13 protein-coding genes are annotated in these 12,936 nt (G+C 52.7%); 12 read left to right on the top strand and 1 reads right to left on the bottom strand.

Annotated features, from left to right (window positions below; all coding sequences use genetic code 11):
- The first annotated feature begins 2 nt into the window (after positions 1-2).
- Positions 3-1,499: an ATPase RavA gene (gene ravA, locus GBC03_04530; GenBank protein ID QFS69531.1), complete on the top strand. Its 1,497-nt coding sequence runs from the start codon at positions 3-5 to the stop codon at positions 1,497-1,499.
- Positions 1,493-2,944, top strand: a complete 1,452-nt coding sequence (gene viaA / locus GBC03_04525) for an ATPase RavA stimulator ViaA (protein QFS69530.1) — start codon at positions 1,493-1,495, stop codon at positions 2,942-2,944. The genes ravA and viaA overlap by 7 nt, the downstream gene beginning before the upstream one ends.
- Positions 2,945-2,946: 2 nt before the next feature.
- Here the strand turns inward: viaA and asnA are convergent, their stop codons facing one another.
- Positions 2,947-3,939, bottom strand: a complete 993-nt coding sequence (gene asnA / locus GBC03_04520; protein ID QFS69529.1) for an aspartate--ammonia ligase — start codon at positions 3,937-3,939, stop codon at positions 2,947-2,949.
- A 151-nt stretch (positions 3,940-4,090) separates the two neighbouring features.
- On the opposite strand from asnA, the gene asnC reads away from it, so the two are divergent.
- From asnC to atpA, 10 genes are all read left to right on the top strand, one after another.
- Complete coding sequence (gene asnC, locus GBC03_04515) at positions 4,091-4,549, top strand: transcriptional regulator AsnC (GenBank protein ID QFS69528.1); 459 nt, start codon at positions 4,091-4,093, stop codon at positions 4,547-4,549.
- Between the two features lie 232 nt (positions 4,550-4,781).
- Positions 4,782-5,225, top strand: coding sequence for an FMN-binding protein MioC (gene mioC / locus GBC03_04510; protein ID QFS69527.1), 444 nt, complete (start codon positions 4,782-4,784; stop codon positions 5,223-5,225).
- A gap of 379 nt (positions 5,226-5,604) precedes the next feature.
- Positions 5,605-7,494, top strand: a complete 1,890-nt coding sequence (gene mnmG / locus GBC03_04505; GenBank protein QFS69526.1) for a tRNA uridine-5-carboxymethylaminomethyl(34) synthesis enzyme MnmG — start codon at positions 5,605-5,607, stop codon at positions 7,492-7,494.
- Between the two features lie 64 nt (positions 7,495-7,558).
- Complete coding sequence (gene rsmG, locus GBC03_04500; protein ID QFS69525.1) at positions 7,559-8,182, top strand: 16S rRNA (guanine(527)-N(7))-methyltransferase RsmG; 624 nt, start codon at positions 7,559-7,561, stop codon at positions 8,180-8,182.
- A gap of 616 nt (positions 8,183-8,798) precedes the next feature.
- A complete protein-coding gene (gene atpI / locus GBC03_04495; GenBank protein ID QFS69524.1) occupies positions 8,799-9,179 on the top strand; it encodes a F0F1 ATP synthase subunit I in 381 nt (126 codons plus the stop codon).
- Positions 9,180-9,187: 8 nt separating this feature from the next.
- Entirely contained in the window at positions 9,188-10,003 is an 816-nt protein-coding gene (gene atpB / locus GBC03_04490; GenBank protein QFS69523.1) for a F0F1 ATP synthase subunit A, read from the top strand.
- 46 nt (positions 10,004-10,049) lie between these two features.
- The gene (gene atpE, locus GBC03_04485) at positions 10,050-10,289 is read left to right on the top strand and encodes a F0F1 ATP synthase subunit C (protein ID QFS69522.1); all 240 of its coding nucleotides are present in this window, start codon (positions 10,050-10,052) and stop codon (positions 10,287-10,289) included.
- 59 nt (positions 10,290-10,348) lie between these two features.
- Positions 10,349-10,819, top strand: coding sequence for a F0F1 ATP synthase subunit B (gene atpF, locus GBC03_04480; GenBank protein ID QFS69521.1), 471 nt, complete (start codon positions 10,349-10,351; stop codon positions 10,817-10,819).
- 14 nt (positions 10,820-10,833) lie between these two features.
- Entirely contained in the window at positions 10,834-11,367 is a 534-nt protein-coding gene (gene atpH / locus GBC03_04475) for a F0F1 ATP synthase subunit delta (protein QFS69520.1), read from the top strand.
- Between the two features lie 12 nt (positions 11,368-11,379).
- On the top strand, positions 11,380-12,921 hold the full coding sequence (gene atpA / locus GBC03_04470) for a F0F1 ATP synthase subunit alpha (protein QFS69519.1): 1,542 nt from the start codon (positions 11,380-11,382) through the stop codon (positions 12,919-12,921).
- Positions 12,922-12,936: the final 15 nt, after the last annotated feature.

The raw sequence follows: 12,936 nt of genomic DNA, 5'->3' as shown, positions 1-12,936 counted from the left end.
TTATGGCTCACCCACATTTATTAGCGGAAAGAATTTCCCGCCTGAGCAATGCGCTGGAAAAAGGTCTCTATGAGCGCAGTCACGCCATCCGGCTTTGCCTGCTGGCCGCCCTGAGCGGCGAAAGTGTTTTCCTGCTTGGCCCTCCGGGGATAGCCAAAAGCTTAATCGCCCGTCGGCTGAAGTTTGCCTTCCAGAATGCCCGCGCATTTGAATATCTGATGACGCGTTTCTCCACGCCGGAAGAGGTTTTTGGCCCGCTCTCTATTCAGGCGCTAAAAGATGAAGGTCGTTACGAACGCTTAACCGCGGGCTACCTTCCTGAAGCGGAAATCGTTTTTCTCGATGAGATCTGGAAAGCCGGTCCGGCAATCCTCAATACCTTGCTGACCGCCATTAACGAACGTCATTTTCGCAACGGCGCGCACGAAGAGAAAATCCCTATGCGTCTGCTGGTGGCGGCCTCCAACGAACTGCCGGAAGCAGACAGCAGCCTGGAAGCGCTGTACGACCGTATGCTGATCCGCCTCTGGTTGGACAAAGTGCAGGATAAAGCCAACTTTCGTTCCCTGCTGATCGGCCAACATAACGAAAGCGAAAACCCGGTTCCCGCCTCGCTACAGGTGAGCGATGAAGAGTATTACCGGTGGCAGAAGGACATTGGCGCCATTACGCTGCCCGATCATGTTTTTGAGCTGATTTTTACACTGCGCCAGCAACTGGATAATCTGCCGAATGCGCCCTACGTCTCAGACCGCCGCTGGAAAAAAGCCATTCGTCTGTTACAGGCCAGCGCTTTCTTTAGCGGACGCGACGCTGTCGCCCCTATTGATCTCATCCTGCTGAAGGATTGCCTGTGGTATGACGCCCAGAGCCTGAACCTGATGCAACAGCAGCTCGAAATATTGATGACCGGGCACGCCTGGCAACAGCAGGCAATGCTGACGCGCCTCGGCGGTATCGTTCAGCGACGCATTCAGTTGCAGCAGCAGCAAAGCGATAAAACCGCTTTTACGGTGCTGCGTCAGGGGGGCATGTTCAGTCGCCGTCCGCATTACGATTTGCCAGCCGAGGTTACCGCAGCAAACCTGACGCTGCTCCTGCAAAAACCGCTGAAACTGCACGATATGGAAGTGATCCATATCGCTTTTGAACGCAGTGCGCTGGAGCAATGGCTGGCGAAAGGGGGCGAGATCCGCGGCAAACTCAACGGGATCGGATTTGCCCAGACGTTGAATATGGAAGTCGATAGCGCCCAGCATCTGGTGGTACGTGATGTCAGTTTACAGGGCACGCGACTGGCACTTCCTGGTTCATCGGAAGAGGCCATGCCAGGCGAGATTAAGCAGCAACTGGAAGAGCTGGAAAACGACTGGCGTCAGCAGCATACCCGCTTTAGCGAGCAACAAAAGTGCCTGTTTATTCATAGCGACTGGTTAGGTCGTATCGAGGCCAGCCTTCAGGATGTGGGTGAGCAGATCCGCCAGGCGCAACAATGCTGACACTGGATACGCTCAATGTCATGTTAGCCGTCAGTGAAGAGGGGATGATCGAAGAGATGATCCTCGCGCTGCTGGCCTCGCCACAGCTGGCGGTTTTTTTTGAAAAATTCCCCCGCCTGAAAGCGGCAATCACCAACGATCTACCGCGCTGGCGCGAAGCGCTACGCAGTCGGTTAAAGGACGCGCGCGTTCCGCCGGAGCTGACGGAAGAGGTGATGTGTTATCAGCAAAGCCAGCTCCTCTCCACCCCGCAGTTTATCGTCCAGCTACCACAAATACTGACACTTTTGCACCGCCTGCACTCACCGTATGGCGGACAGGCACAGCAACTGGTGGACAGCAACGCCATATTCACTCCCGCCCTGCACACGCTCTTTTTGCAGCGCTGGCGCTTAAGTCTGGTGGTGCAGGCCACCACGCTCAATCAACAGTTGCTTGAAGAAGAACGTGAGCAACTGCTCAGTGAAGTTCAGGAACGAATGACCCTGAGCGGTCAACTGGATCCGGTTCTGGCGGAAAACGAGACCGCTGCAGGTCGGCTGTGGGATATGAGCGCAGGCCAGCTCAGACGGGGTGATTATCAGTTGATCGTGAAGTACGGTGATTTCCTGAGCGAACAGCCAGAGCTGATGCGGCTGGCTGAGCAACTGGGCCGCTCCAGAGAAGCCAAATCCGTCCCGCGAAAAGATGCACCGATGGAGACCTTTCGCACGCTGGTGCGCGAGCCTGCAACGGTACCCGAGCAGGTTGACGGTATACAGCAGAGTGACGATATTTTACGTCTGTTGCCGCCGGAACTGGCCACGCTCGGCATAACGGAACTGGAGTATGAGTTCTACCGGCGGCTGGTGGAAAAGCAGTTGCTCACTTATCGTCTACACGGTGAAGCCTGGCGCGAGAAGGTAACCGAGCGACCTGTAATTCATCAGGATTTCGACGAACAGCCACGCGGACCGTTCATTGTGTGTGTAGACGCCTCCGGTTCGATGGGCGGCTTTAATGAACAGTGCGCGAAGGCCTTTTGCCTGGCCTTAATGCGCATCGCCCTTGCCGATAACCGTCGCTGCTTCATTATGTTGTTTTCCACGGAAGTGGTGCGCTACGAGCTTTCCGGTCCGCAAGGTATTGAGCAAGCTATCCGCTTTCTGAGCCAACGATTTCGCGGCGGTACGGACATCGCCAGCTGTTTTCGCGCCATTATTGAACGCATGCAGGGACGGGAATGGTTTGATGCTGATGCGGTGGTGATTTCAGATTTTATCGCCCAGCGCTTGCCTGACGACGTGGTAAGTAAAGTCGGGGAGTTACAGCGTGTCCATCAGCATCGCTTTCATGCGGTGGCAATGTCAGCACATGGCAAACCCGGCATCATGCGCATTTTCGATCATATCTGGCGCTTTGATACCGGGATGCGAAGCCGCCTGCTCAGACGCTGGCGGCGATAAGATTACAGCAAAGAGGCAACGCTTTCACGAACCTGTGCGGGCCATACGCCGCACTGAACCTGGCCAATGTGCGGCAGTTGCAGCAGCAGCATGGTTAAACGCGACTGGCCAATGCCACCGCCAATAGTCTGCGGCATTTCACCACGCAGCAGCGCCTGGTGCCATTCCAGACTCAGGCGATCTTCATCACCGGTCAGCCGAAGTTGATGTTTCAGCGCATCGGCATCGACACGGATCCCCATGGAAGAAAGCTCGAACGCATCTTCCAGCACCGGGTTCCAGACCAGGATGTCGCCGTTCAGACCGGCATACCCCAGTTCGGATGCAGAACTCCAGTCATCATAGTCCGGCGCACGAACGTCATGGCGGTGACCGTCGCTGAGCTTGCCGCCAATCCCCACCAGGAAGACCGCACCTAACTCTTTGGCGATCGCACGTTCACGACCTTTTGCATCAAGACCCGGATAACGGCTCAGTAATTTCTGGCTGTGAACAAAGTGGATCTGCTCTGGCAGGAACGGTGCCAGACCAAATTCTTTGCTTACCGCCGCTTCGGTCGCTTTAATTCCCGCCCAGATAGCCTCTACCGTGCTTTTCAGAGTGGAGAATTGACGCTCGCCGTCGCCCATCACGCGTTCCCAGTCCCACTGATCGACATAGACCGAGTGGAGCGGAGAGAGACGATCTTCATCCGGGCGCAGGGCTTTCATGTGCGTGTAGAGCCCTTCGCCCGCGCTGAAGTCGTGTTGTCCCAGAGTTTGACGTTTCCATTTAGCCAGTGAATGAACTACTTCAAACTGGGCATCTGGCAGCGCTTTCACTTTCACCTGCACCGCTTTTTCACAGCCCGACAAGTTATCCTGCGTGCCATCCCCTACACGGCTAAGGATCGGTGCCTGGACTTCAATCAGACCCAGACGCTCCTCCAGTTGACGAGAGAAGTGAGATTTCACGAAGCTAATTTGGCGTTGTTTGGCAATGTAAGCGGTTTTCATTTGTATTACTCCTGCGTCCTGTTGCCTATGATTAAGCAACAGAATGGGGGCAATATTCAATAATCTACAAACAAAAAGCCGCATTCGATTTTGATTCGTTAAAATAAACCGCTAAAATAGAGTGAATCATTAATACACATAAGAAAAACCTATGGAAAATTATCAGATCGACAATCTGGACCGCGGCATTCTGGATGCCTTAATGGAAAATGCCCGTACCGCCTACGCCGAACTGGCGAAACAGTTTGGCGTCAGTCCGGGGACCATTCACGTCCGTGTAGAAAAAATGAAGCAGGCGGGGATCATTACCGGCGCGCGTATTGATGTCAGTCCGAAGCAACTTGGTTACGACGTCGGCTGCTTTATCGGCATCATCCTCAAAAGCGCCAAAGACTACCCTTCGGCGCTGGCCAGACTGGAGAGTCTGGATGAAGTCACCGAGGCGTACTACACCACCGGCCACTACAGCATCTTTATCAAGGTCATGTGTCGGTCGATCGATGCGCTCCAGCATGTACTTATCAACAAGATCCAAACAATTGATGAAATTCAGTCCACCGAGACGTTGATCGTCCTGCAAAACCCTATCATGCGTACCATCAGGCCGTGATCGCCAATTTTAATCCCACATTTTTCCACAGGTAGATCCCAGCTCGTTCACAGCGTACAATGCAGCCTCGTAAGCCTATCCCAGTAGGCGTAGTTGTTGAAATCAGTTTGGCTGCGGCCAGCGCACAGAAACCGGAGCGTACTACAGTACGTGAGGATTTCGAGCACTGCCCGGAGCCAAAATGACGAATAAAATAGCCTAATGGGATAGGCTTTTAAAAGGATGGGCTCGTATGGCTGACATTACTCTTATTAGCGGCAGCACCCTCGGCGGCGCTGAATATGTTGCAGAACACCTGGCTGAAAAGCTGGAAGATGCCGGTTTTTCAACCGAAACACTGCACGGTCCGCTGTTAGACTCTCTGTCTGCAACGGGGATCTGGCTGGTCATTAGCTCCACGCACGGCGCGGGGGACATTCCGGATAACCTTGTTCCTTTATATGAAGATCTTCAGTCGCAAAAACCGGATCTGTCGCAGGTTCGTTTTGGCGCGATCGGTATCGGCAGTCGTGAATATGACACCTTCTGTGGCGCTATCGAGAAGATCGAAGCTGAACTGAAGCTTTCAGGCGCCAAACAGATTGGCGAAACGCTGAAGATCAACATCCTTGAACACGATATTCCGGAAGATCCGGCAGAAGCCTGGCTGGGATCCTGGATTAATTTACTCAAATAAGTGTAAAGATCGTGCGATTAAGTGTGGATAACTCTGTCAGGAACCTTGGATTAACCGGTAGTTATCCAAAGAATAACCGTTGTTCAGTTTTTGAGTTGTGTATAACCCTTCATTTTGATCCCAGCTTATACGGACCAGGATCACCGATCATTCACAGCTAATGATCCTTACCAACGTATTGATCTTAATGCCCGGATCCGGCTTATCCACAGCGAGTGGCGATCCTAATAAGAGATCACAATAGAACAGATCTCTAAATAAAAAGATCTTCTTTTTAATACCCAGGATCCCGGGGTCTTTCTCAAGCCGACAAAGTTGAGTAGAATCCACCGCCCGGGCTTCAATCCATTTTCACACCGCGTTATGCGAGGCAATTACCATGTTTTATCAGGATCCTTTTGACGTCATCATCATTGGCGGGGGTCATGCAGGCACTGAGGCCGCGATGGCCGCAGCGCGTATGGGTCAACAAACCCTGCTTTTGACACACAATATCGACACGTTGGGGCAGATGAGCTGCAACCCGGCGATTGGCGGTATTGGGAAGGGACACCTGGTAAAAGAAGTGGATGCGCTCGGCGGGCTGATGGCAAAAGCGATCGACCAGGCGGGGATCCAGTTTAGGATACTAAACGCGAGCAAAGGGCCCGCGGTCCGCGCCACCCGTGCTCAGGCGGATCGTGTGCTGTATCGTCAGGCGGTGCGTACCGCGCTGGAGAACCAACCGAACCTGATGATTTTCCAGCAGGCGGTTGAAGATCTTATCGTCGAAAACGATCGTGTCGTTGGCGCCGTGACCCAGATGGGGCTGAAGTTCCGCGCCAAAGCCGTGGTGCTGACCGTCGGGACATTCCTCGACGGCAAAATTCATATTGGTCTGGATAATTACAGCGGTGGCCGTGCTGGCGATCCGCCGTCCATTCCACTCTCTCGCCGCCTGCGAGAACTGCCGCTGCGCGTAAGCCGTCTTAAAACCGGCACGCCGCCACGTATCGATGCGCGCACGATTAATTTCAGCGTGCTGGCGCAGCAACATGGCGATAACCCGATGCCGGTCTTCTCGTTCATGGGCAATGCAGCCCAACACCCACAGCAGGTGCCGTGCTATATCACGCACACCAATGAGAAAACCCATGACGTGATCCGCAATAACCTCGATCGTAGCCCGATGTATGCTGGCGTGATCGAAGGGATCGGCCCGCGTTACTGCCCATCGATCGAAGACAAAGTGATGCGCTTTGCCGACAGGAACCAGCACCAGATCTTCCTGGAGCCGGAAGGGCTAACCTCTAACGAAATTTACCCGAACGGGATCTCCACCAGCCTGCCTTTCGACGTGCAGATGCAGATTGTCCGTTCCATGGAAGGGATGGAGAACGCGAAAATCGTCCGTCCGGGTTATGCCATTGAGTACGACTTTTTCGATCCGCGTGACCTGAAACCGACGCTGGAAAGCAAATTCATCCAGGGGCTGTTCTTTGCCGGACAAATTAACGGTACCACTGGCTACGAAGAAGCCGCTGCGCAGGGACTGCTTGCAGGGCTCAACGCTGCACGCCTGTCCGCGGACAAAGAGGGCTGGGCACCGGCGCGTTCTCAGGCCTATCTCGGCGTACTGGTCGACGACTTGTGCACGCTGGGAACCAAAGAGCCGTACCGCATGTTCACCTCGCGCGCTGAATACCGTCTGATGCTGCGTGAAGACAACGCCGATCTGCGTCTGACCGAAATGGGTCGTGAACTGGGGCTGGTGGATGACGCCCGCTGGGCTCGCTTCAACGAGAAGCTGGAGAACATCGAACGTGAACGTCAACGTCTGAAATCCACCTGGGTGACGCCTGCGGCGGAATCAGCCAACGAAGTGAACGCTCACCTTACCGCGCCGCTGTCTCGTGAAGCCAGTGGTGAAGATCTGCTGCGACGTCCGGAAATGACCTATGCGCAGCTCACGACCCTGACCCCTTTTGCACCCGCACTGGAAGACGTGCAGGCCGCTGAGCAGGTAGAAATCCAGGTGAAGTACGAAGGTTATATCGCACGTCAGCAGGATGAGATCGAAAAACAGCTGCGCAATGAAAACACGCTGCTGCCTGCGACGCTGGATTACCGTCAGGTGTCCGGCCTGTCGAACGAAGTGATTGCCAAGCTGAACGATCACAAGCCGGTTTCGATCGGTCAGGCATCGCGTATCTCCGGCGTTACGCCTGCGGCCATCTCCATTCTGCTGGTGTGGCTGAAAAAACAGGGTATGCTGCGCCGCAGCGCTTAATGTGTTGAATATTGCCCGGTAGCGTTTCGCTTACCGGGCTAATTATGTAGAACAGGTAATCACCGTGCTCAACAAACTCTCTCGCCTGCTGGCAGACGCCGGCATTTCACTTACCGATCACCAGAAAAATCAGCTGATTGCGTATGTTGAGATGCTGCACAAATGGAACAAAGCGTACAACCTGACTTCGGTGCGGGATCCCAACGAGATGCTGGTTCGTCACATCCTCGACAGCATTATCGTTGCGCCGCATTTGCAGGGGGAGCGTTTTATTGATGTCGGTACCGGACCGGGATTGCCAGGAATACCGTTGTCCATTGTGCGTCCACAAGCGCATTTCACCCTGCTCGACAGTCTCGGTAAACGCGTGCGTTTCCTGCGTCAGGTCCAGCATGAGCTGAAACTGGATAACATCACGCCGGTACAGAGTCGGGTTGAAGAATTTCCCGCTGAACCGCCGTTTGATGGTGTGATCAGCCGGGCGTTCGCATCACTCAATGACATGGTGAGCTGGTGTCATCACCTGCCAGACGAGAAAGGCCGTTTTTATGCGCTGAAAGGTCAGTTGCCGGAAGATGAGATTGCGTCGCTGCCTGCTGAGTTTTGCGTTGAGGCTGTCATTAAACTCCAGGTACCGCATTTGGAAGGTGAACGCCATTTGGTGGTGATTAAGCCAAACAAAATTTAATATTTATCAAAAAAAATAGAAAAAAATCGGACTTTTTGTTGTTAAAACACTGAGACATTTTTGCTGATATAAGTCGTTACACTTAACGCCACGTTCACTGTCTATTATCAACAGAGCAACGTGGCGTTTTTGGCTAAAGACAAAATTAGTCAACACTGAAAATATCAGGCTGCTAAAAATCCAGGTAGAGAACCACTCCCTGGTGTTGAATTTTTATTAAAAATGTCAATGATTGGTTTTTGAGATGTAATCAGTCGTTTTTAAAAGAGTGAGTGATTTTAGGCTTAAATATCAGAAAGTTGAAAAGGCATCATTTGCCAAGTAAATAAATACCGTCGGGGCGAATATGCTCAATGTGTGATCTGAAGCACGCTTTAACACCAGTGTTTACGCGCTATTTGCAGTTTTGCATGATCGTTCACAGTTTGGCTAAAAGTCATAAATGTGGGCCAGGGAAAAATATTTAAACATTTATTCACCTTTTAGCTACTTATTGTTTGAAATCACGAGGGCGCACCGTATAATTTGACCGCTTTTTGATGCTTGACTCTAAGCCTTAAAGAACGTTTTATACGACACGCGGCATACCTCGAAGGGAGCAGGAGTTAAAAACGTGATGTCTGTGTCGCTCTTGAGTCGAAACGTTGCTCGTAAGCTTCTGTTCATTCAGTTTCTGGCGGTAGTAGCAAGTGGATTGCTGTTCAGCCTCAAAGACCTCTTCTGGGGCACTTCCGCAATATGCGGCGGTATGGCAGTCTTTCTGCCTAACGTGTTGTTTATGATATTTGCCTGGCGTCACCAGGCGCATACACCTGCTAAAGGCCGAGTGGCCTGGACGTTCGCCTTCGGCGAAGCCTTCAAGGTGTTAGCGATGCTGATGTTGCTGGTGGTGGCGCTGGCGGTTTTCAAGGCGGTATTTTTGCCGCTAATAGTTACGTGGGTTTTGGTGCTGGTGGTTCAGATACTGGCGCCGGCTGTAATTAACAACAAAGGGTAAAAGGCATCATGGCTTCAGAAAATATGACGCCGCAGGATTACATAGGACACCACCTGAACAACCTTCAGCTGGACCTGCGTACATTCTCGCTGGTAGATCCGTATAACCCCCCAGCCACCTTCTGGACGATCAATATTGACTCCATGTTTTTCTCGGTGGTGCTGGGTCTGTTGTTCCTGCTTATGTTCCGCAGCGTGGCCAAAAAGGCGACCAGCGGCGTACCAGGTAAGTTTCAGACCGCGATTGAGCTGGTAATCGGCTTTGTGCATGGTAGCGTGAAAGACATGTACCATGGCAAAAGCAAGCTGATTGCACCGCTGGCCCTGACTATCTTCGTCTGGGTATTCCTGATGAACCTGATGGACTTACTGCCAATCGACTTGCTGCCGTACATCGGCGAGCATATCTTCGGTCTGCCTGCACTGCGTGTGGTTCCGTCTGCTGACGTGAACATTACCCTGTCCATGGCGCTCGGCGTATTTATCCTCATTCTGTTCTACAGCATCAAAATGAAAGGCATCGGTGGCTTCACGAAAGAGTTGACGCTGCAGCCGTTCAATCACTGGGCGTTCATCCCTGTCAACTTAATCCTTGAAGGGGTAAGTCTGCTATCTAAACCGGTTTCTCTCGGTCTGCGACTGTTCGGCAACATGTATGCCGGTGAGCTGATTTTCATTCTGATTGCTGGTCTGTTGCCGTGGTGGTCACAGTGGATCCTGAATGTGCCCTGGGCCATTTTCCACATCCTGATTATTACGCTGCAAGCCTTCATCTTCATGGTTCTGACGATTGTCTATCTGTCGATGGCGTCTGAAGAGCATTAATTTACCAACACTACTACGTTTTAACTGAAACAAACTGGAGACTGTCATGGAAAACCTGAATATGGATCTGCTGTACATGGCTGCCGCTGTGATGATGGGTCTGGCGGCAATCGGTGCTGCGATCGGTATCGGCATCCTCGGGGGTAAATTCCTGGAAGGCGCAGCGCGTCAACCTGATCTGATTCCTCTGCTGCGTACTCAGTTCTTTATCGTTATGGGTCTGGTGGATGCTATCCCGATGATCGCTGTAGGTCTGGGTCTGTACGTGATGTTCGCTGTCGCGTAGTAAGCGTTGCTTGAATTAAGAGCAATATCAGAACGTTAACTAAATAGAGGCATTGTGCTGTGAATCTTAACGCAACAATCCTCGGCCAGGCCATCGCGTTTGTCCTGTTTGTTCTGTTCTGCATGAAGTATGTATGGCCGCCGTTAATGGCTGCCATCGAGAAGCGTCAAAAAGAAATTGCTGACGGTCTCGCTTCTGCTGAACGCGCACACAAGGATCTTGACCTTGCAAAGGCCAGCGCGACCGACCAGCTGAAAAAAGCGAAGGCGGAAGCTCAGGTAATCATCGAGCAGGCGAACAAACGTCGCGCTCAGATCCTGGACGAAGCCAAAACGGAAGCAGAGCAGGAACGTACTAAAATCGTGGCCCAGGCGCAGGCGGAAATTGATGCCGAGCGTAAACGTGCCCGTGAAGAGCTGCGTAAGCAAGTTGCTATCCTGGCTGTTGCTGGCGCCGAGAAGATCATCGAACGTTCCGTGGATGAAGCTGCTAACAGCGACATCGTGGATAAACTTGTCGCTGAACTGTAAGGAGGGAGGGGCTGATGTCTGAATTTATTACGGTAGCTCGCCCCTACGCCAAAGCAGCTTTTGACTTTGCCGTTGAACACCAATGTGTAGAGCGCTGGCAGGACATGCTGGCGTTTGCCGCTGAGGTGACTAAGAACGAACAAATGGCAGAGCTTCTCTCTGGCGCGCTGGCGCCGGAAACGCTCGCTAAGTCGTTTATCGCAGTTTGCGGTGAGCAACTGGACGAAAACGGTCAGAACCTGATTAAGGTGATGGCTGAAAATAACCGTCTGAACGCGCTCCCGGATGTTCTTGAGCAGTTTATTCACCTGCGTGCCGCGAGTGAGTCTATCTCTGAGGTAGAAGTCACGTCCGCGAACGAACTGAGTGAAGAACAGCTTGCGAAGATTAGTGCTGCGATGGAAAAACGTCTGTCACGCAAAGTTAAGCTGAATTGCAAAATCGATAAGTCTGTAATGGCGGGCGTAATCATCCGTGCGGGTGATATGGTCATTGATGGCAGCGTACGCGGCCGTCTTGAACGCCTTGCAGACGTCTTGCAGTCTTAAGGGGACTGGAGCATGCAACTGAATTCCACCGAAATCAGCGAACTGATCAAGCAGCGCATTGCTCAGTTCAATGTTGTGAGTGAAGCTCACAACGAAGGTACTATTGTTTCTGTAAGTGACGGTGTTATCCGCATTCACGGCCTGGCCGATTGTATGCAGGGTGAGATGATTTCCCTGCCGGGTAACCGTTACGCTATCGCACTGAACCTGGAGCGCGACTCCGTGGGTGCAGTGGTGATGGGTCCATACGCTGACCTCGCCGAAGGCATGAAGGTTAAGTGTACTGGGCGTATTCTGGAAGTTCCGGTTGGCCGTGGCCTGCTGGGTCGTGTGGTGAACACGCTGGGTTCTCCGATTGACGGTAAAGGTCCGGTTGATAACGATGGCTTCTCGCCAATCGAAGTTATCGCACCGGGCGTAATCGAACGTCAGTCCGTCGATCAGCCGGTGCAGACCGGTTATAAATCCGTTGATGCCATGATCCCAATCGGTCGTGGTCAGCGTGAGTTGATCATCGGTGACCGTCAGACCGGTAAAACCGCGATGGCAATCGATGCCATCATCAACCAGCGTGACTCCGGCATCAAATGTGTGTACGTGGCTATCGGCCAGAAAGCGTCCACTATTTCTAACGTGGTTCGTAAGCTGGAAGAACACGGTGCACTTGCCAACACCATTGTTGTGGTGGCGACCGCGTCTGAATCTGCTGCACTGCAATACCTGGCGCCGTATGCCGGTTGTGCAATGGGCGAATACTTCCGTGACCGCGGTGAAGATGCTCTGATCGTTTATGATGACCTGTCTAAACAGGCTGTTGCTTACCGTCAGGTTTCCCTGCTGCTCCGTCGTCCGCCAGGACGTGAAGCCTTCCCGGGTGACGTATTCTACCTCCACTCCCGTCTGCTGGAGCGCGCATCCCGCGTTAACGCGGAATACGTTGAGAAATTCACCAATGGTGAAGTGAAAGGTAAAACCGGCTCCCTGACCGCTCTGCCGATTATCGAAACCCAGGCGGGTGACGTTTCTGCGTTCGTTCCGACCAACGTAATTTCTATTACCGATGGTCAGATCTTCCTGGAAACCAACCTGTTCAACTCCGGTATTCGTCCGGCTGTTAACCCGGGTATCTCCGTATCTCGTGTAGGTGGCGCAGCGCAGACCAAGATCATCAAGAAACTGTCCGGTGGTATTCGTACCGCGCTGGCACAGTATCGTGAACTGGCAGCGTTTTCTCAGTTCGCTTCCGACCTGGATGAAGCTACTCGTAAGCAGCTGAGCCACGGTCAGAAAGTAACTGAACTGCTGAAGCAGAAACAGTATGCCCCAATGTCTGTTGCACAACAGGGCGTGGTGCTGTTTGCGGCTGAACGCGGTTACCTCGAAGATGTGGAACTGGCGAAAATCGGTAGCTTCGAAGCCGCTCTGCTGGCTTACGTCGACCGTGATCACGCTCCGCTGATGCAAGAGATTAACCAGTCCGGTGGCTATAACGACGAAATCGAAGGCAAGCTGAAAGCTATCCTCGATTCCTTCAAAGCAACCCAGTCCTGGTAACGTCTGGCGGCTTGT

Source organism: Citrobacter telavivensis (assembly GCA_009363175.1).
Classification (GTDB): Bacteria; Pseudomonadota; Gammaproteobacteria; order Enterobacterales; family Enterobacteriaceae; genus Citrobacter_A; species Citrobacter_A telavivensis.
The sequence above is the reverse complement of the archived record's forward strand: the minus strand, read 5'-3'. Positions and strand labels throughout refer to the sequence as shown.